At 39.4% G+C, this 19,432-nt stretch carries 19 protein-coding genes and 2 tRNA genes; 9 read left to right on the top strand and 12 right to left on the bottom strand.

Annotation, left to right across the window (positions count from 1 at the left end):
- Positions 1-37 precede the first annotated feature (37 nt).
- The 3 genes from rdgB to H5181_RS17755 all read left to right on the top strand — a co-directional run bounded on the left by rdgB (position 38) and on the right by H5181_RS17755 (position 3,913).
- Positions 38-712: an RdgB/HAM1 family non-canonical purine NTP pyrophosphatase gene (gene rdgB, locus H5181_RS17765; RefSeq protein ID WP_182751654.1), complete on the top strand. Its 675-nt coding sequence runs from the start codon at positions 38-40 to the stop codon at positions 710-712.
- The gene (gene hemW / locus H5181_RS17760; RefSeq protein WP_182751653.1) at positions 713-1,852 is read left to right on the top strand and encodes a radical SAM family heme chaperone HemW; all 1,140 of its coding nucleotides are present in this window, start codon (positions 713-715) and stop codon (positions 1,850-1,852) included.
- Positions 1,853-2,056: 204 nt separating this feature from the next.
- Entirely contained in the window at positions 2,057-3,913 is a 1,857-nt protein-coding gene (locus tag H5181_RS17755) for a DUF885 family protein (RefSeq protein WP_182751652.1), read from the top strand.
- Between the two features lie 455 nt (positions 3,914-4,368).
- On the opposite strand, the gene H5181_RS17750 is transcribed toward H5181_RS17755, so the two are convergent.
- The 5 genes from H5181_RS17750 to trmB form a co-directional block, all read right to left on the bottom strand.
- Entirely contained in the window at positions 4,369-5,310 is a 942-nt protein-coding gene (locus H5181_RS17750; RefSeq protein WP_011638316.1) for a LysR family transcriptional regulator, read from the bottom strand.
- Between the two features lie 410 nt (positions 5,311-5,720).
- Positions 5,721-6,533 (bottom strand): YggN family protein, encoded by an 813-nt coding sequence (locus H5181_RS17745; RefSeq protein ID WP_011638317.1) that lies wholly within the window; start codon positions 6,531-6,533, stop codon positions 5,721-5,723.
- 227 nt (positions 6,534-6,760) lie between these two features.
- Entirely contained in the window at positions 6,761-7,675 is a 915-nt protein-coding gene (gene glsB / locus H5181_RS17740; RefSeq protein WP_011638318.1) for a glutaminase B, read from the bottom strand.
- 6 nt (positions 7,676-7,681) lie between these two features.
- Positions 7,682-8,008 carry a YggL family protein gene (locus H5181_RS17735; RefSeq protein WP_011638319.1) on the bottom strand — a complete coding sequence of 109 codons (327 nt, stop codon included), beginning with the start codon at positions 8,006-8,008 and terminating at the stop codon, positions 7,682-7,684.
- A 35-nt stretch (positions 8,009-8,043) separates the two neighbouring features.
- A complete protein-coding gene (gene trmB, locus H5181_RS17730; protein WP_182751651.1) occupies positions 8,044-8,760 on the bottom strand; it encodes a tRNA (guanosine(46)-N7)-methyltransferase TrmB in 717 nt (238 codons plus the stop codon).
- Between the two features lie 249 nt (positions 8,761-9,009).
- On the opposite strand from trmB, the gene mutY reads away from it, so the two are divergent.
- Positions 9,010-10,083, top strand: coding sequence for an A/G-specific adenine glycosylase (gene mutY, locus H5181_RS17725; RefSeq protein WP_182751650.1), 1,074 nt, complete (start codon positions 9,010-9,012; stop codon positions 10,081-10,083).
- 34 nt (positions 10,084-10,117) lie between these two features.
- Complete coding sequence (locus H5181_RS17720; RefSeq protein ID WP_011638322.1) at positions 10,118-10,396, top strand: oxidative damage protection protein; 279 nt, start codon at positions 10,118-10,120, stop codon at positions 10,394-10,396.
- 91 nt (positions 10,397-10,487) lie between these two features.
- Here H5181_RS17720 and H5181_RS17715 read toward each other — a convergent pair whose 3' ends face one another.
- On the bottom strand, positions 10,488-11,063 hold the full coding sequence (locus H5181_RS17715) for a YceI family protein (protein WP_182751649.1): 576 nt from the start codon (positions 11,061-11,063) through the stop codon (positions 10,488-10,490).
- Between the two features lie 103 nt (positions 11,064-11,166).
- The gene (locus H5181_RS17710) at positions 11,167-11,724 is read right to left on the bottom strand and encodes a cytochrome b (RefSeq protein ID WP_182751648.1); all 558 of its coding nucleotides are present in this window, start codon (positions 11,722-11,724) and stop codon (positions 11,167-11,169) included.
- A gap of 974 nt (positions 11,725-12,698) precedes the next feature.
- Here H5181_RS17710 and H5181_RS17705 point away from each other — a divergent pair.
- Positions 12,699-12,774 (top strand) — tRNA-Phe (locus H5181_RS17705).
- Positions 12,775-12,780: 6 nt separating this feature from the next.
- Positions 12,781-12,856, top strand: a tRNA-Thr gene (locus H5181_RS17700).
- Between the two features lie 147 nt (positions 12,857-13,003).
- Here the strand turns inward: H5181_RS17700 and H5181_RS17695 are convergent.
- From H5181_RS17695 to H5181_RS17685, 3 genes are all read right to left on the bottom strand, one after another.
- Positions 13,004-13,705: a SapC family protein gene (locus H5181_RS17695; protein ID WP_011638325.1), complete on the bottom strand. Its 702-nt coding sequence runs from the start codon at positions 13,703-13,705 to the stop codon at positions 13,004-13,006.
- Between the two features lie 240 nt (positions 13,706-13,945).
- On the bottom strand, positions 13,946-15,232 hold the full coding sequence (locus H5181_RS17690; RefSeq protein ID WP_182751647.1) for an NAD(P)/FAD-dependent oxidoreductase: 1,287 nt from the start codon (positions 15,230-15,232) through the stop codon (positions 13,946-13,948).
- Positions 15,233-15,310: 78 nt separating this feature from the next.
- The gene (locus H5181_RS17685) at positions 15,311-15,649 is read right to left on the bottom strand and encodes a P-II family nitrogen regulator (RefSeq protein WP_011638327.1); all 339 of its coding nucleotides are present in this window, start codon (positions 15,647-15,649) and stop codon (positions 15,311-15,313) included.
- Positions 15,650-16,073: 424 nt separating this feature from the next.
- Here H5181_RS17685 and H5181_RS17680 point away from each other — a divergent pair, with 424 nt between their 5' ends.
- Positions 16,074-16,595, top strand: a complete 522-nt coding sequence (locus H5181_RS17680; protein WP_162023664.1) for a GspH/FimT family pseudopilin — start codon at positions 16,074-16,076, stop codon at positions 16,593-16,595.
- A 499-nt stretch (positions 16,596-17,094) separates the two neighbouring features.
- On the top strand, positions 17,095-17,607 hold the full coding sequence (locus H5181_RS17675) for a GspH/FimT family pseudopilin (protein WP_011638329.1): 513 nt from the start codon (positions 17,095-17,097) through the stop codon (positions 17,605-17,607).
- Between the two features lie 19 nt (positions 17,608-17,626).
- Here H5181_RS17675 and H5181_RS17670 read toward each other — a convergent pair whose 3' ends face one another.
- Together H5181_RS17670 and H5181_RS17665 are read right to left on the bottom strand one after the other, a co-directional pair.
- Positions 17,627-18,043 (bottom strand): type IV pilin protein, encoded by a 417-nt coding sequence (locus H5181_RS17670; protein WP_162023665.1) that lies wholly within the window; start codon positions 18,041-18,043, stop codon positions 17,627-17,629.
- 2 nt (positions 18,044-18,045) lie between these two features.
- Positions 18,046-19,432 (bottom strand): pilus assembly protein (locus H5181_RS17665; protein ID WP_259397078.1); only part of this gene is annotated, 1,387 nt, incomplete at its 5' end.

Raw genomic sequence — 19,432 nt, 5'->3', positions numbered from 1 at the left:
CTACTCCCATAGCCTATCGCAGGGTAGTTAGAGTATAATGACGCCAAATTTACCCTCATCTAAAAAACTTATGCATACCTTAGCCAAACAACAAATTGTTCTTGCCAGTGGCAACAAAGGCAAACTTGCCGAATTTGATCAAATGCTGACAGCATTTAATATTGAAGTATTACCACAGAATCAATTTAACGTGACAGAGGTTGCAGAGACAGGCACTACATTTGTAGAAAACGCCATTATTAAAGCTCGCCATGCCGCTGAAATAACGGGTAAAGCTGCAATTGCAGATGACTCAGGCATTGAAGTTGATGCACTACAAGGTCAACCAGGGATTTACTCGGCACGCTATTCTGGTCCTGGTGCAACTGAAACTAGCAACTACCTCAAGCTACTTGATGCATTGCAAGGTGAAACACTTCGAAGTGCCCGTTTCCAATGTGTACTTGTGTATATGCGTCACGCGAAAGATCCTACGCCAATAATTTGCCAAGCCTCATGGGAAGGAACAATAAACCATGCCCCACAAGGCGAACAAGGCCATGGATATGACCCAGTGTTTATTCCACAAGGTTTTGATTGCTCGGCAGCTGAGTTAACTCGTGAACAGAAAAATGCCCATAGTCATCGAGGCAAAGCACTTGAGTTATTAGTGAGTGCCATGAAAGCCCAAGGTATTATTTTATCGAACAATACTTCTGGCGGTCATCAATAAATGACATTGCAACTACCACCTCTTAGCTTGTATATCCATATTCCTTGGTGCGTGCAAAAATGCCCTTATTGCGATTTTAACTCTCATGGCCAAAATGGTGAGTTACCACAGCAACAATATGTCGATGCGTTACTGGACGATTTAAAACAAGACTTGGCTTATGTTCAAGGTAGAAAGGTGCATACCATCTTTATCGGCGGTGGCACGCCATCGTTATTTGACGCTAGCCAAATTCAACGCATACTTGAAGGCGCACAAGCATTAATCCCTTTTGAAGATAATATTGAAATCACCATGGAAGCCAATCCAGGTACATTAGAGCACGACGACTTTAGTGCCTATCGTGCTGCGGGTGTCACGCGCTTATCTATTGGGGTGCAAAGTTTTTCAAAAGAAAAACTTAATCTGCTAGGACGTATCCACAATGAAGATGAAGCTAAAGTGGCGGCTGAAAAAGCCAAACAAGCAGATTATTTAAGTTTCAATCTCGACTTAATGCACGGTTTACCAAACCAAAGCTTTGACGAAGCCATGCATGATATCGACACAGCAACAGCTTTAGCCCCACCGCATCTTTCTTGGTATCAACTCACCATTGAACCCAACACCTTGTTTCATTCAAAACCGCCACAATTACCAGATGATGAGAACCTGTGGCAAATTTACGAGCAAGGTCAGCAGCGCTTAGCGGCATTAGGTTATGAGCAATACGAAATATCGGCCTATGCCAAACCGGGATACCAATGTCGCCATAATCTTAATTACTGGCAGTTTGGCGACTACCTTGGCATCGGTTGCGGTGCCCACGGTAAGATCACTCTCCCCGACTCAAATCGGATTGTGCGCACCGTAAAAATAAAACACCCTAAGGGCTACCTCGCTGCGGATAAATATACCTTTGAAACCACAGATGTCGTTGAAGAAGACCGTCCGTTAGAATATTTAATGAACCGTCTAAGATTAATGACTCCAATCCCTAAAACTGAATTTGAGCAACGTACAGGTCAATCGGCCGAGGTGGTAAAGCTGGGAATGCAAAAATCAATTGAACGGGGATTATTGACAGAAACCGCAACACATTGGCAATTGACCTCTAAAGGCCACATGTTTGTAAATGATTTGCTGTCTCAATTTATTTAACTTAATCAGCCGATTTAAAAAAAACAATATGACTCGCAGTTTACTTTTTAATCCGGAAACTGCGAGCCAATAATCAGAAAATCGGCTTCTACCACTACATTCCACTTACCTTAAATACACACTTTCTAACATTTCTATTCACACTTTTAGACAAAGCTTGATTAGGATATGCGCCTATAACTTAGGTACTTTGGGAAGATATCAATGTCTATTAAAACTAAAACAACTCTCGTTGCTGTCGCGTTATCAAGTTTATTAAGCGCTTCAGCCATTGCGAACTTGCACAACATGCCGCAATTGAGCCAACAAGAAAGTACAGCGACATCAAGCCAACAAACCGAGTCAGAAAAAGCCAACGCATTGTTTGAAGTCATTTTTATGGAAAATGTGATGGCAAATCCAGTCAATCAAACTTACCTTGGCATAAAACAAGATTACGGCAAGTGGAATAACTTGTCTGACGCTGCTGCCGATGCAGATTTAGCCCGCAGTAAACAGCAACTCACAAGATTGACGAGCCTTGATGCCAACAAACTAAATGAACAAGCGGCCCTCAGTTATGAACTGTTAAAAGCTGGCTTAGAACACAGTATTAGCGATGATAAATGGCGTTATCACACTTATCCGATTAACCAAATGTATGGAGTCCATTCTGTAGTGGCTTCATTTCTGATTAATCAACATCAGGTTACCGATGAAAGTGATGCTAAAGCCTATATTAGCCGTTTGAACGCCATACCAACACTACTGGCACAATTAGAAACCTCGTTAGAAATTCGCGCTAAAAAACATATCATTGCGCCAAAATTTGTATTCCCATACGTAATTTCTGATAGTAAAAACATTATCACTGGCGCCCCATTTACAGATACAGGAAAAGACAGTGCATTATGGGCTGATGCGACACGTAAAATAAATAAACTCGATATAACTGATGGCAGTAAAAAAGCATTACTAGCTGAAGTTAAGCAAGCTCTACTGACTAAGGTAAAACCTGCCTATGAGCAATTAATAACCTATACCAAGTCACTTGAAGCTCGCGCCGATACTCGAGATGGTGCTTGGAAACTGCCTGATGGAGAAGCGTTTTACAATAACGCTCTAGCACGTACCACCACAACCGACATGACCGCAGACACGATACACGATCTTGGCTTATCAGAAGTTAAGCGTATTCATGATGAAATGCGGATCATTATGAAAAAGGTACACTTTGCCGGCAGCTTACAAGAGTTTTTTGTGTTCATGCGCGCTGATAAACAATTTTATTACCCAGAAACTGATGAAGGCAAAACGGCATATCTGGCTCAAGCAAAATCACTGATCGATACTATGGAGTCTCGTTTAGACGAAGTGTTTACTATTAAGCCTAAAGCCGAATTAGTAGTACGAAAGGTAGAAGCGTTTAGAGAAAAGTCAGCAGGTAAAGCATTTTACGACCAACCTGCACCAGATGGTTCTCGCCCAGGAAGCTATTACGCTAATTTATACAAAATGGAAGCGATGCCAAAGTATCAAATGGAAGCACTTGCTTACCATGAAGGCATTCCAGGGCATCACATGCAAATTGCTATTGCACAAGAACTGCAAGGTATTCCAAAATTCCGTAAATTTGGTGGTTACACGGCTTATATTGAAGGTTGGGGACTTTATTCAGAATATTTCCCGAAAGAAATGGGCTTATATGCCGACCCATACTCTGACTTTGGCCGTTTATCGATGGAGCTATGGCGCGCATGCCGTTTGGTGGTTGATACGGGGATACACGCAAAAAAATGGACTCGTGAACAGGCTATTACCTATTATGTTGAGAATACTCCCAACGCTGAATCTGATGCGATAAAAATGGTTGAACGCCATATTGTTATGCCATCACAAGCGACAGCGTATAAAGTGGGAATGATTAAAATACTACAACTACGTGAGCAGGCTAAAAAGGCACTAGGAGCTAAGTTTGATATTCGCGAATTTCATACTGTAATTCTTAAAAATGGTCCATTGCCATTAGACATACTTGAAGAGCAAGTAAACAAGTGGATTAAACAGGTTCAATCACGGTAATTTTCAATAACAGATCCACTCGAACTAACATAAAACGGCAACCTGAGGTTGCCGTTTTTTTGTCAAATTTCACAAAAAAATAACCCCAGAACAAAGTCTGGGGTAAACCAAATAAATTAGGATGATGGTTTTAAGGTTGGCATTATTTTAGTTCGAAAACCATTGCCAACACTGATTCAAAATTTGCTACCTTGCCGATTTGTACGCCGAACTGAAAAGGGGTCATTTCTCAGAAAAACGCAGGGTTCAAATCACTTCGAATCAACTAACTACCATTGTATTGATATCAGAACAGAGTTCAACTAGTTAACAAATGTAAATCGCTAAACCCTTGATTAGCAACTTACTAATAAACTAATCAATCAACCCCTTAAGCAATTTAAAATCAAACACTTAAAACAAAGCCGCAAGGTAAGTCGCGGCTTTGTTTTAAAATAGAAACAATGTTTCCACTTTTACTTACGAAGTTTATACAAATGGTCGAACTTAGCATCCCAATAAGGTGGGCTACTAATGTGCGTTTTAATAAAATCAATGAACGCACTGACTTTGGGAGCTAGATGCTTACGACGAGGATACACAGCTTGTAATGGAAGGTTGTGAGTCAACTGCCAATCAGGTAACAAAGGTACCAATGTCCCTTGAGCGATTTCATCTTCCATTAAGTAACTGGCTAAATATACAATGCCTAAACCACTCACTGCGGCCGATTTCAATGCTGGTGCATTATCGACACGGAAATTGCCTGACACACCAATTTCGCAATAGTCTTCGCCCTTTTTAAATTGCCACATACTGTGCTCATGCCACTCGCCTTGATACACCAAGCAATTGTGCTCAACTAACTGTTCAGGTCGGCTAATGTTACCATGTTGCGCAATATAACCCGGTGAGGCGACTAATAAGAACTGACATTTCATTAATGGTCTTGCCACCATACCCAGCGGCAATTGCTCAGACATAGTTAACAACAAATCTAAGCCTTCACTGACAACATCGACCTTATGATCAAGTAAGCTAACTTGTAGTTCAAGCTCTGGATGTCTTGCCATAAATGCTGGTAAAGCTGGAATAATATGCATGGTGCCAAATGATTGCGATATCCCAACTTTTAATACACCACGAGTTGCATCATTTAAGTTGTGAACACTTGAAACGGCCTGCTCTGCATCACGAAGGAGCTCTTCGCCTTGGAGATACAATAAATTGCCGGCTTCAGTAAGGCTTAAACTGCGGGTTGTACGCTGAATAAGCTGCACGCCAAGTTTATGTTCAAGATCTGCAACTTGAGTACTTACTTTAGATTTAGAAATGCCAAGACGTCTGGCTGCAGCACTAAAACTTCCTGCACGTGCAACATGAGTAAAAATTGCGATAGGTTCTAACAGTTCTAACATGAAAGTCGCCTTAAGCTGGTTACGACATTAATAAAAATTCCAGATATCTGTTAGCCATTGCTGGTAACTAAACCTTGTTAAGCGTCAATATCAACATTCAGATATTATGATTGATGCTATTAAATGAGCATCAAAACAAACTAATACCGTTAATCAACACCAACAAATGAAGATTCTGAAATATAACCACATCTAAAGTAGAGTGTAATTTTGTAATAATTCTCACGAGTATAACAAAAAAAGCTTCTATGGCTCTATATTTATAATTGACAATTTTTTTATCAGAACAAAGCAACACTAGCTATAGCGGTAAAGCAGCTAGAATTGGCACAAAAAAAAAGCCCCTGTGTCTTCAAAAAGAGCACAGGGGAAGGTCAGGTGTCCGGGAAGACAGGTTGAACAAAATAAATTTACTCTTTTAGTTCGCCTAACTTAGCTAATGTATAAGGTGCAAGTTCTGGTATGTCTTTACGAACTTGGCTTTCTAACACTAATAATCCTTCAAAATTATCACAAATTTTATCAGCTCGTTGTTCAAGGCCTTGTGATTGCGATTCAAGCTGTTGCTCGATGTCTTTACCGACATTATCCATTTTTTGTGAAAAGGTATTCATTTTCTCTTCAAATGAACCACCTTCAGAAGACATAATCTGGCTACCTAATGTCATCATTAATGATCCCATTGAGTTGGTGACCATTTGTTCTATCTCTTGCTCAAACTCTTCATTAAATGCATGTTCAATTGAAGACTCTGTTGAACCTAAATAAAACTTATCGCCTTGCTGATACGCCATGGTGTCAATGCGTTTTTGTATCCCTGTCATGAGCTTATCAATTTGGCTACCAGTGGCATCGCCAAATATTGGAGTTAATGCCATATTAACCGCCTGAGATGCCATTACTACAACATCACCGACCAAATCAATTACCTCTGGAACCTGACGAGATAGTTCATCAGAATATTGAGTGAGCAATGTTTGTTGCTTAGCGTTTAAGGTAACCTTTTTACCGTCTACATACAGTTGATCCAGTTCAACGCGATATTTCTCGGATCCATTATCACTAATCTGCAATTTTTTTGGTTCAACGGTAACGTCATAGTTTAATGTCACATTGCACTTTTCATCATTAATTGACATTTTTGCCATAGCTGGAGTCAACGCCCCTGCAGTGAATAACATGCTGGTTAACGCTACACCACAAATCAACTTCTGTTTGGTCATGATAAAAATCCTTTTGCTATACGAATATCAATAATAAGGTCGAATATGAGTGTTATAAAGCACAAGCTATGCCAACAAAGTTAACTCGATGATTTTTAATAGATAAAACAAATATAGAGTTAATGAGTTAACTGATGGATGGGTGATAGCGGAAGTGTATTCGTAAAATAAACCAAAAAGTAGTCTATTTTACGAATCTCAATAATAATTAATTTAGAGGGGTTAAATCAAAAAATGGAACGGCCTAACTTTTGGCTTAACTGTTCTAACATAGCCGTACCGGCCAAGGAGTTTCCATTGATATCCAATTCAGGAGACCATACACAAATAGACATATCACCAGGGATTACGGCAATAATGCCTCCACCCACGCCACTTTTACCTGGCATTCCCACTCGATAAGCAAACTCTCCTGCGCCATCGTATAATCCAGATGTCGCGAGTAAAGCATTGAGTTGCCTAGTTTGCACTGGGGACACTAAACTGTCGCCATCAAGCGTTTTACCGCGGTTAGCCAAATAGAACATCGCACGGGATAAATCAGCGCAATTCATTCTTAATGCACAGTAATGAAAATAGCTTTTAAGCACGGTATTGACGTCGCCCTCAAAATTACCAAATGACTTCATTAAATAGGCAATAGATGCATTACGAGCACTGAACTGGAACTCAGAATCCGCCACGACTTTATCGTAAGATAATGTCGCGTTTTGACTCAATTGACGTACCACTTCGAGCATTCGATGTTTAGGCGCCCCTAAACGAGCTTGCAACAAGTCGGCAATAACAAGTGCACCTGCATTAATAAAAGGGTTTCGAGGTTTTCCACGCTCTAATTCGACCTGTACCAGCGAGTTAAATGAATGTCCTGAGGGTTCTTTACCCACACGACTCCAAATTTCATCTTCGGTATATAAATTAAGTGCCAGAGTAAGGCTAAAGACTTTTGAAATACTTTGAATTGAAAACGGTTCGAGGTAATCACCCGCACCAATTGTTTGACCATCAACGGTGGTAACTGCAATCCCTATTTTATTAGGGTCAACGCAGGCAAGAGCAGGAATATATCCTGCAACCTTGCCTTTACCCAATAGCGATCTTACTTTATCGACAGCTTCTTGAAGTAATAATTGCTCAGGCAATTTAGCTTAACCCCACCAGATATCGTACAAGTCACTGACTTCTAGATTAGATACAGGCTTGTCTTTCCAGAATGCATTCACTGCAGCGGTATCTTCATCAGTACATTTACCGATAGCTTGGGTAGCAATAATACCTTCCCATTGCTTGTGTCCACCACCGTGGAAACCTAATTGACGAGGTTCAATGACTTCAACAAGAAATTGATCTACTAAGTTATCAATATCTGCCTCAGAAACAGACTCATCAAAAGTCCAGTTGATTTCAAAGCCTAATTCTTGAAACTCATCAACTCGTAATTTTTTACGTAAACGACGACTACGATTTTGCGCCATGGTGTATTCTCCGATTGCTGAAAGTGTAGTTGTGATTAAGCAGTACGCTCAAACATGATATCCCATACGCCGTGACCGAGTCTGTGGCCTCTTGCCTCAAACTTGGTAAGTGGACGATGCTCTGGACGTTCGACAACTGTACCAGTTGTTGATTGATTTTTATAACCTTCTGCGGCATTCATTATTTCTAACATATGCTCGCTGTAATTCTCCCAATCGGTTGCCATGTGAAACACACCACCAATTTTAAGCTTACGGCGGATAAGTTGTACAAACTCGGCTTGCACAATCCGGCGCTTATGATGACGTTTTTTATGCCATGGATCAGGGAAAAACAATTGAACGCGCTCAAGTGAACCATCAACAATGCTGTGCTCTAGCACTTCCATTGCATCGTGATGATATACTCGTAAGTTAGTCACTTCAGCAACACCGGCCTCAGAAAGACACGTACCAATGCCTGGCTTATGCACTTCTATGCCAATAAAGTTTTGTTCTGGGGCAGCTTTTGCCATTTGCACTAATGATGCACCCATACCAAAACCGATTTCTAATACGGTATCAGCATCGCGACCAAACACTTGAGTTAACTCCAACGCTTGTGGAGTATAATCAAGTCCCATTGCTGGCCAATGTGCTTCAATTGCTTGAGATTGACCTTTGGTTAAACGGCCTTCGCGTAAAACAAAACTTCTGATTTTACGAATATACTTACCGTCTTCGTTAAATTCAGCTGTGGTAACGTCGCTCATCTTTGCCTCATTGTCTGCGTACTTTATTGTGCTGTTATAACTAATAATTAACTAAAACAGTGCCAAAATATTATTCCAACACTATTTAACTACACATTACGCATTGCTATCTGTAATAGATCGTTTTTATACTCAGTTGGGCATTATACCTAAACTCATTGCACATGTTTACGCTAATTTAGTGCAAACGTGTGATTTTAAATAGCAGGGCCACTTGTGTAATAAAATGGCTATAGCTACACTGCGCCCATGAAAAATTTGACTCCATTTTCTGAGCGTATCATCGCTTGGTATGACCTTCATGGTCGTAAATCGCTGCCATGGCAGATCAATAAAACACCTTATCGAGTTTGGGTGTCGGAGATCATGCTCCAGCAAACTCAAGTCGCGACGGTTATTCCTTATTATGAAAAGTTTATGGCGCGTTTCCCTAGCGTTATAGATCTTGCTAATGCTCATCAAGATGAAGTGCTACATTTATGGACTGGCCTAGGTTATTACGCTAGAGCGCGTAATCTACATAAAGCGGCTCAGCATATTCGTGATGCTTTTAATGGACAATTCCCCACACAGTTTGATGATGTGGTTGCGTTATCTGGAATAGGTAAATCGACTGCTGGCGCAGTGTTATCCTTATCGCTCGGTCAACACCACTCAATTTTAGACGGTAATGTAAAACGAGTTTTGGCACGACATGGTGCTATTGAAGGTTGGCCGGGACAAAAGCACGTTGAACAACAATTGTGGCAATTAACCGATGCGTTAACACCAGCCAAAAACGTTGAAAAATTTAACCAAGCTATGATGGATATTGGTTCAAGTGTTTGTACCCGCAGTAAACCTAATTGTGCTGCCTGCCCTGTAGCAATTGATTGTGTGGCTCAACAGACAGGTCATCAAAGTTTATATCCTGGTAAAAAACCTAAAAAAGTAACGCCAGAAAAATCAGCGTTTATGGTGGTTTTAGTCGATAACAGCGAAGATTCAGTAAAAGTTCAGCTTATTCAGCGTCCACCAGCTGGTATATGGGGGGGATTATGGTGTTTTCCACAATTTGAACATCAAGCAGAATTAGATGATTATTTAACGCTGCATAATTTGACAGAATCAGAGCAAGGGCTTGCAGGGTTTAGGCATACATTTAGTCATTTCCACCTTGATATTCAACCAGTGCTAGTTGAACTATCTGTCGATCAAGCAACAGGCATCATGGAACAAACCTCGGCTCTCTGGTATAACATAGAGCAACCTGCGAAAGTCGGGTTGGCAGCCGCTACAGAACGTATTTTGGCTAATTTAGCCGTACTTTTCGCGACACATTAGTTTTTAATGTAATTAAAGTTAGTAAGGAATCATCATGGCTCGCACAGTTCACTGTCAACACCTAAACAAATCAGCTGACGGCTTAGATTTTCAGCTTTACCCAGGCGAATTAGGTAAGCGCATTTTTGACAATATCGGTAAAGAAGCTTGGGGCTTATGGCAAAAGAAGCAAACAATGCTCATTAACGAGAAAAAACTCAATATGATGAATGTTGATGACCGCAAGTTTCTTGAAGAGCAAATGACTAATTTTTTATTTGAAGGTAAAGACGTTGAAATCGAAGGCTATGTTCCACCAGCTGAAGATGAATAACGCAACAACATAATCAATAACTGTATTAGACAACAAAGCCGCTTAACTTAAGCGGCTTTGTTTTTTGGTTGTTAATCACAAATCCAACAGATTATTGTTTAACGCCTTCCACGACTAATGCTAATTCAACGTTTGCAGAAGCTGGACCTAAATCCATTTTGACACCAAAATCTTTCATTGCAAAAGTGGTTTTGCCACTAAAGCCTGCACGGTATCCACCCCATGGATCTTTACCTTCACCAATAGCAACGGCATCAATGCTTAACGGCTTAGTCACACCATTTAAAGTAAAGTCACCATTAATTTCAAACTGGTTATTTCCTTTATCAACAATTGATGTTGATGAAAAAGAGGCTTCAGGGAATTTACTGGTATTTAAAAAGTCTGCACTGCGTAAATGCTTGTCACGCTCGGCATGATTAGAATCAACACTGTTAGTGTTAATTTTAACATTCACTTTCGCATCTGCGACTTTGTCAGCATCAAAACTGAAGTCGCCAGAAAACTCATTAAAGCGCCCTACTACAAAGCTATAACCCAAATGGCTTACACTAAATTGAATCGATGCATGTGCACCTTGAGTGTCGATAACATAGTCGGCAGCATTAACTGCAACAGGTAACATAAACGTTGCACCGATTAGTGCTGCTATAAGGTGTTTTTTCATGGTTTTTTATTCCTTTAAGTTAATAAGTATGTTTACAGATAAATAAGTAGCGCGGTATCCATCGAGAGTCATTATCAATACACTCGATTGTTAAATAATCCGATTATTTGCCAATACGATTTGGCATCAACATCCTTTTAAGAGTGTTATCTTTATCAATAACATGATGCTTAATCGCACCTGCTGCATGCAAAACAACCAAGCCGATTAAGCTATAGGCAAGGTATTGATGTATAAACCCGGCAATATCAGCTTGTTCATCAATAAAAGCATTAGGAAATGGCACGGCAAACCAGTCAAAAATCCAAATATCTCGGCCATCAGCTGTCGAAATCATAATTCCTGAGCACATAATGAGTAGCATTAACGTATATAGAATAATATGTGCCCACTTCGCCAAACCCTTTTCCCATGGCTGATGATTCGATATCGGATTAGGAGTGTGTGATATCGTTCGCCAAACTAATCTTAATAGCGTTAAACCAAGTAACAGCAGACCGATACTTTTATGCAGATGCGGCGCAGTTTGGTACCAACTACTATAATAGGTAAGATCCACCATCCAATAACCCGCACTAAATAGGCCAATAACTGCGATTGCAGACAACCAATGGATTAAAATAGTCACCAAGCCATAGCCAGCTGGAGTGTTTTTTAACATGTCTTACTTTCCTCTAAAAAAGTTACAATATTCTAACGTTAATTTTAGGAAAGAAAATCAGTAAAATTAGCCGAAATCGTTCTATAAAATAGAAGTGATGAGAGTTAGATAACGTTAACTACACAATGTAATTAAGTAATGACTAATTCGACGTACACCAATTGTAGCCACTAATTATTAAATATCATCTAGGCCCTATTGATCTTTCATCGTTAAAACTTGTTCAAGATAAACGGTTTGTTTTTTATATATCAGGGTGCAAGTATTAGTGACTAAGCCTCTAACTACGCTTATGTCTTGTAACCAACATATTCTATAATGATTAAAAAGACCTTAACCCGAGCCTTTTGACTAGCGTTTGTGACTTCTATAACTAGGTTATCGCCCGCGCATGTGAAATCACTACTCCGAATAAACTCTCCCTTTTATAAAATCGTCACAAATATCCGCACTATTCGTCTTTAAAGTTCAATCGATTTTAAGCTTGCCGTACAGAGTCGGTTCTATTGTGCTAAATAGATGCCTTGGTTACTCAGTTAACGTTAACTAAGATAATTCACTTGACCGAAAGTTCACTCATTTACATGTAAATGGGCATTTATCAGCGCAGAAACTCGATCTTACTGATAACACTAAGACGCCAATCATATGCTGAAAATAAAATTAGACTAATGTTGAGCAAAAAACAGACGGGGAATTCAATTACCGAGCTACTCTTTAGTTATTTTATTTAATCATCAGTAAGCTTCTACGACTTTATTCTTATCGATTAACGCTTAGAAACCACTTTTAGAGTTGAAAATCGATAAAAAACCACCAGTTTGCACATTAACTAGCCGAACGAGTAAAAACATTTGAAAAACCACTTGCACGATAAAAACCATCACTATACTATGTGCGCACTCCAGACGAGACAGGCATTGATTACCAAGTTAATACCTAGTCTGCAGTAATTAACTAACGCTTAGTTAGTTGCCCGAATAGCTCAGTCGGTAGAGCAGAGGATTGAAAATCCTCGTGTCCCTGGTTCGATTCCGGGTTCGGGCACCATATTTAGCCGGCATAGCTCAGTTGGTAGAGCAACTGACTTGTAATCAGTAGGTCCCGAGTTCGACTCTTGGTGCCGGCACCATAAAAACAAAAAAGCCACTCAATGAGTGGCTTTTTTGCATCTGCAGTATAAGTCGAATCAAATATCGGGATTCAGATATTTGATTTAGCTTCTATAAACAAAACAGGCACTCAATTGAGTGCCTGTTTTGTTTAAAAAGCCCGGAGACTATCTACCGAGTACTTCAACCCGAGCTAAACGATTAACTTGGTTTAATGACCCCAAGTGACCATAAATCGGCCCTAGTAAACCGCGCTTTTTAAGTTCGATAAACTCTTCGTCGCTTAATGCATTTAATTTAGCTTCATCAATAAGGTATAAACCATTGATATTGCGTTTCTCTCCGGCGACATCAACAGTAAGAGTCTGATTAATCAGCAGCCCTTTTTCATCTAAAAAACCTAAAATACCGCGAGTAGCTTGATCTTGTTCATAATGGCTAATCAATGCTTGCTTACGCGCTTCTAAAAACGGGGTTTCTTTACCGTCTTCAAACAATGCTTGGCCGTCTGTTTTAGTCACTTCTTTGGCATCTTCGCGAATACCAATCCAGACTTTATCTTTAACGTCTGGGTTAACCACTAAACCAAGAGGATAGTCACGAACAACTGCGGGTATATACAAACCTTGCCACTTACCGTCTTTTACACTTAGATTCTGACCAGGTTTTAGGCCTAACATTGCAACTGATTGAAATTCGTTGGTATCACTGTTTTTAACAAATACGATTGGATACTCAGTGGCAGCACGATTAATTTCATGCAAAGTAACCGGCACGATGTGCTGCTCCGCCACGTGTGAAAAGTCACTTGGAGTCAGTTTTAAATCACCATGCTTGGTTTGTTCTAATAATGTAATCTGGTTGGGCATCTTGGCTCCTTGAAGCACTGATTATCTTCTATGGTATAAGTACAACATCATTGTCATACGTTACGTTAACAAATAATTAATAACTGAAACTACCAAGTTAAATCTTAAATTCAAGTAGATTTAAGCTAAATTGTGTCAATAAACGTCAAATGGCCAATTCTTGTGCAAAATAGGCTTTGTGTTTAACAAAGCCTATTCGTTTATGTTGATAGTCGCTCAACTCTCTATGTGATCACTCGCTTAATGTAACTTGAGCTTTGGACGTTGCCAGCGCAGTAATTTTTGGGCAATACGATATACAGATGCCGAGAACCAACCATACAAGCTAGCTAAATGACGCTGATACAGAGAAATGTACATCAAACGTGCAACATGTCCTTCAACAAAAAAATCGCCTGAACGTAGGCTTCCCATTAAGTTGCCAACCGCCGAAAATCGACTCAGTGATACCAGTGATCCATAGTCTTTATAAACGAAAGGCTTTTCTGGCTGCTGTTTCATCTTCAAAAAAATATTGGCATAGAGGCGATCGGCCATTTGAGCTGCGGCTTGGGCTCTTGGTGGTACCGGCTTACCTGATGGTAAAATTAATTGAGCACAGTCGCCTAAAGCGTAAATATCATCTATGCCTTTTACACGCATACAGTCATCTACATCAATTTGATTACGGGGAGTAACCGGAAGTTGAGTGAAGTTTTCAAATACTTTCGGGCCTTTGACACCTGCTGCCCACACCTTGATATTTGCTTTAATCGTCTCGCCTGTCGCAGTAACAAAACCTTCTTTGGTCACTTCTTTAACCTGAACACCTAAATGCAATTTAACCCCTAACTTTGACAATACCGTTTGCGCTCTTGTACTCACTTGCTCTGGCAATTGAGGCAGAATTTTGGTTGATGCTTCAATTAAATTTATATCTAAATGATCTTTAGATATATTTTGATAACCGTACTCCCTTACTGATTCAATAACATGGTGGAGTTCAGCAGCAAGCTCGACACCTGTAGCCCCCGCACCAACAATGCCAATACCTAATTGGTCTTGGGTTTCATTAAGCTGTAACAACGCATCCATCAGCTTATGATGAAACAGATTCGCACTGTCTAGACTGTCTAAAAAAATACAGTGCTTTTCGGCTCCTGGTGTATTAAAGCTATTTGATACTCCTCCTAATGCTAGAACAAGAGTATCGTATTCAATATTGCGCGCGGCAATGATCATCTCGCCTTCATCGTTAAACACTGGAGCAAGTTGGATTGTTTTAGTACTCGGATCACACTGCTCAATGGCACCACGAATATAGCGGTAACCATTTTTTAATCCGTGATCTCGATATTGTAGGCCTTCGATTGATTGATCTATAACACCAACCGCGACTTCATGTAATTTAGGTTTCCAGATGTGAACGGTATTCTTATCAATCAAACTAATATCGATTAACGGATTTTTACCAAATTTACGGCCTAACTTTGAAGCCAATGCCAGCCCTGCAGCCCCACCACCCACAATAACAATTCGTTGAACCATACATTACCTCAAAATTACCTTATACCAATAACTTCGTCACACTGTGTTTATAGTTATAAAAAAAGGCCCTTATGGGCCTTATACTGCTTCTTCATTTTCTTCGCCGGTACGAATACGAATCACGCGTTCAATATCAGTTACAAATATTTTACCGTCACCAATTTTACCTGTTCTGGCTATATCAACGATAACATCAATCGCACGTTCCAGAATGTCATCTTGGATTACTAATTCAATTTTTACCTTAGGTAAAAAATCAACCATATATTCTGCACCACGATAAAGCTCTGTGTGACCTTTCTGACGTCCAAAGCCTTTAACCTCTGATACTGTCATACCAGTAATGCCAATTTCAGCAAGTGACTCACGCACATCATCAAGTTTAAACGGTTTAATAATCGCTTCGACTTTTTTCATTAAATACTCCTGTCATCGGCTAAGTTTTTGATTAACCTCAACTCGGGATAAGAGATGGGATAAATCGATAAGAAAATGGTTTGTTTCAAGTCTGCAATATCTAACTGGCCATTTGTTTTACTAACAAGCAATATTTACGCGTCAATATGGTGCCTATTACAATTCAATCCACGACAATAAACAGGACAAAAGGAATTTAATAACCATTTATAATCCCATACTGAAGTTGATTAAGCGCATGTCATCATTGCAATTTATATACTCGCTAACATCATCCAAATATCTTACTTGAAAGCGAAGCTAATTGTCGCGGCTATTTTACGTATTTATGAAAAGATATTTCTCAGCGAAGCAGCTGGTTGTTTTCTATACTATCTTAATGTTACTGCAGGACGCAGCTGACCACGTTTAAGGATGAACAAGTATGACAAATTTTAACCGAGTTAAAGGCTTTGGTCTTATTGAAGTTATCGTGACGACACTCGTTGTAATGTTAATGTCACTTATTGCAATTCCATCATTCAAATCAGTTAATGAGCAAGTCAGAGTAAAAAGCAATATCATAACAATTCAGCAATCATTGCAGTTTGCTCGTAATATGGCGATCAATTACGGAAGAAGAGTGACGGTTTGTAATCTCGAAGATAACAATTGCACCAAGCAATGGCATAAAGGATTTACAGTTTTCCTCGATGGTTCACAAAAAAATGAATTATCTGTAGATGATATAATTTTACTTCAAGTACCTTCTTTTAATGAGAATGACTTTGTTTATTACAATAGAACATCAGTAAGATTCCAACCTGATGGTCTCGCGTCAGGAACCAACGGCACTTTTAGGTACTGCCCTAATTCAATTGATAGCCCTTACTCGAAAGCAGTAATAATTAATCAATCTGGCAGAGTACGCTTTTCAAAGAAAAAGGTAACATGTAAAAAAAGGTAACGTCTTATTTACCTAATTGTAGACGAATAAATCCGCACTAGTGGAACCAATACCACAATAGCCCTTCTATAAAAAATATATTGTCAAATGACTTTATACAGACCTTTTCATCGCTTATTATTAATAATAATTTATGCTCTACTATTTTTGTCCGTTGCTTATCCGGTATGAAAAAGTTGATATTTTCCTAAACGTTTTCTGTGAATAACTGTCAGAAAACAGTCTTCACGCGTGGTTCCTCAGAGCAAGCGTTGTAGCATGTCATAAACAAAAATATATGATTAGACACTACTGTGGAGTAAAGTCATATTGGCTATGGCCACTTGATGCTTTACTGATCTATGCCATCTTTATTTTCAAGAACAAACGATTAATGTTGAAAGTGAATTGGTTTAGACTGAAAACAATTAAACAACAGAAAACATGGTATTATTTAACTAAAACATCGGAAAATCAGGCTTATTCCACTAATAATGACTATGTGCAACAAGGATGAATCATGAGAAGAACTAGCGGATTTACTCTTATTGAGTTGATGGTAACAGTAGCCGTTTCAGCAATTTTGTTGGCTGTCGCTGCGCCTTCGTTTACTTCGTTATACAATAATACCCGCGCGGCTTCTGCAATCGGAAATATCGAAAGTTCTATGGCATTCGCAAGAAGCCAAGCTGTTAATTTTGGTAGAAAAGTATCTGTTTGTCCAGGAAATGGGAGTAGTTGTTCGGGGAGTTGGAATAATGGCTACATTATTTTTATTGATGATAATGGAGATAAAACTGCCGACAATGGAACTGAAGTGTTAAAGAGGATACAAGGTTTTAACTCTAAAGATTTTATTAAAGCATCATCTACACTAATAACGTTTGGTATGGATGGAATGCTAAGTAGCACAAGCTCAATAAGTATTCACTATTGTCCGTCTAAGAAAAATAGTGAATACTCTAAAGGCATTAGCATCAGCCCATCGGGGAAAATAGCAGCCATCAACACTGATGTAAATTGCAATTCATAGCGGTAAAAAACAACTAACTTTACCAGCAGTCACTTGGTGTTTTCACCCCATCTGAAGTTATCTCTATTGATGCACACTCTGTATCTCGAGTAGCTTGGACACCAATAGCTTTAGCCTCTATAGTATATCTATTAGCATTAGCTACAGTTGCATCTATTTTATAAAATCCATTCTCGACAACAAAATTACCATCACCATCAACAGAAAAACCAAGTTTTTTCATATTTTTAGTGAACGTTTTATGATCTAAATAATATTGTTCTTGCCTGTTGGCCACATTCATCAAACCAGCTAGCGCATCAGCCCTAGCTCCCTTCGCAACAAATTTAGTATACGAAGGATATGCAATAGAAGCTAAAATCCCTACAATGACGACGGTAATCATTACCTCTATTAAGGTAAAACCAGAGTATGCTTTAGTGATTGTTACTTTCATTTTTAATTCTCTTTCATATGATAATAGATCTGATTAACGCCTAAGCCACCACCGACACATTTGTTATCGCCAGCAGCACAGCCATCATCACCCAAAAGATCTTTTTTGATCATATCATTTGCGACATCGCCAATTCCGATTAAATACATATAGCTACTATTATCACCATTTTTAGGAATTACTAAGGTTGGAGTATCAGGAACCTGTTCGCTCATTTTAAAATAGTCTTGTGAGTTGCTGTAAACTTTCCCTCCTTTATGGAGATCTCGGCCGCGAAGACGTCCTTCACCTGGAACTAAACATGCATTTTCAGTTGCTCCGGTCTGAGGCACATAGGATGTAAAAAATACTTTTCCCTGCACAATTGTTGCGGCGGATAAAGATTTTTCACCAGCATCTGCGAAACGATAATACCAACCTCGCTTTTGACCAAATGTAATTAATGCTGTTTCTTCGGTTGGGGACTCCGTAGTTACATCATATAAATCTGAAATAGTTAATGTATCTGGAACAGTATTCCCAGCAGCAGAGCTATAAGATTTAGAAATAATATTCCTATCTTGGAATACAAAAAACTTATCATTTCTACTTTTATTCAAAGGATTCGCTCTATGACCACTCCCTACAACAACTGCATCGTAAGGGATGCTTTGGTATTGTTTTGAAGTGACACTATTATTGTTTATATCTGTATAAGTATGTTCAGCAACATTACTAAAAGCTGTTTGAGCTATTACTGGCTCAGAATAGAAACGAATATCAGATGCAAGATCCCCTCCTCCCATGCTCGCAAAATGATACGCACTCCATGGGTTTTGGGTGTCTGTCGGTAAACCAGGTAAATCTAAACGCCATACATTAGCACCTGTGTCAGCAGCATAAATACGGTCAGCAAGTTGATCATTATTACTGTCTAGGACAGCAACTTTACTTGGAATACTATCAATAATCCCAGGCATAGATGTATCAGCTCCCGAACCGCCAAAGCTATGCAGTTTAGCTCCAGTTGCAGCATCCAAGATATAAATACCAGCACCTGTTGTGTCATTAGTACCAACACTGGCACCATCTTTTGTATTGGGGTTATATCCCGCACCCACAACTAGAACAGGTTTTGCCTTACCTTTAGAATCTTTCCAACCTGATATCTTCGTCACTACTGGCTCAGACCAAGACTGCCCTAATAACGAATAGTCACTGTTATTCTTAATCCACAGTAACGTTGGGGCTGCATCTTTATCTGTTACATCTAAGGCATAATATGAACTGCCTCCTCTTCGCATCCCCATAAATACCCAAGCTTTATTGATTTTACCATCTGCATCATATTCAAAATAAGGAACTGGAGAACCATCCATACCATAAACAGAATGAACACCTGTTTTAGGA

It is taken from the genome of Shewanella sp. SG44-2, from assembly GCF_014164215.1.
Classification (GTDB): Bacteria; Pseudomonadota; Gammaproteobacteria; order Enterobacterales; family Shewanellaceae; genus Shewanella; species Shewanella frigidimarina.
Note: the sequence above shows the minus strand (reverse complement) of the source record. Positions and strands in the feature narration are given on the sequence as shown.

Excerpts from the sequence above, each read along its gene's own strand:
- rdgB (WP_182751654.1), top strand. The coding sequence starts at position 38 with ATGACGCCAAATTTACCCTCATCTAAAAAACTTATGCATACCTTAGCC.
- hemW (WP_182751653.1), top strand. The coding sequence starts at position 713 with ATGACATTGCAACTACCACCTCTTAGCTTGTATATCCATATTCCTTGG.
- H5181_RS17755 (WP_182751652.1), top strand. The coding sequence starts at position 2,057 with ATGTCTATTAAAACTAAAACAACTCTCGTTGCTGTCGCGTTATCAAGT.
- H5181_RS17750 (WP_011638316.1), bottom strand. The coding sequence starts at position 5,310 with ATGTTAGAACTGTTAGAACCTATCGCAATTTTTACTCATGTTGCACGT.
- H5181_RS17745 (WP_011638317.1), bottom strand. The coding sequence starts at position 6,533 with ATGACCAAACAGAAGTTGATTTGTGGTGTAGCGTTAACCAGCATGTTA.
- H5181_RS17735 (WP_011638319.1), bottom strand. The coding sequence starts at position 8,008 with ATGGCGCAAAATCGTAGTCGTCGTTTACGTAAAAAATTACGAGTTGAT.
- trmB (WP_182751651.1), bottom strand. The coding sequence starts at position 8,760 with ATGAGCGACGTTACCACAGCTGAATTTAACGAAGACGGTAAGTATATT.
- mutY (WP_182751650.1), top strand. The coding sequence starts at position 9,010 with ATGAAAAATTTGACTCCATTTTCTGAGCGTATCATCGCTTGGTATGAC.
- H5181_RS17720 (WP_011638322.1), top strand. The coding sequence starts at position 10,118 with ATGGCTCGCACAGTTCACTGTCAACACCTAAACAAATCAGCTGACGGC.
- H5181_RS17715 (WP_182751649.1), bottom strand. The coding sequence starts at position 11,063 with ATGAAAAAACACCTTATAGCAGCACTAATCGGTGCAACGTTTATGTTA.
- H5181_RS17710 (WP_182751648.1), bottom strand. The coding sequence starts at position 11,724 with ATGTTAAAAAACACTCCAGCTGGCTATGGCTTGGTGACTATTTTAATC.
- H5181_RS17695 (WP_011638325.1), bottom strand. The coding sequence starts at position 13,705 with ATGCCCAACCAGATTACATTATTAGAACAAACCAAGCATGGTGATTTA.
- H5181_RS17690 (WP_182751647.1), bottom strand. The coding sequence starts at position 15,232 with ATGGTTCAACGAATTGTTATTGTGGGTGGTGGGGCTGCAGGGCTGGCA.
- H5181_RS17685 (WP_011638327.1), bottom strand. The coding sequence starts at position 15,649 with ATGAAAAAAGTCGAAGCGATTATTAAACCGTTTAAACTTGATGATGTG.
- H5181_RS17680 (WP_162023664.1), top strand. The coding sequence starts at position 16,074 with ATGACAAATTTTAACCGAGTTAAAGGCTTTGGTCTTATTGAAGTTATC.
- H5181_RS17675 (WP_011638329.1), top strand. The coding sequence starts at position 17,095 with ATGAGAAGAACTAGCGGATTTACTCTTATTGAGTTGATGGTAACAGTA.
- H5181_RS17670 (WP_162023665.1), bottom strand. The coding sequence starts at position 18,043 with ATGAAAGTAACAATCACTAAAGCATACTCTGGTTTTACCTTAATAGAG.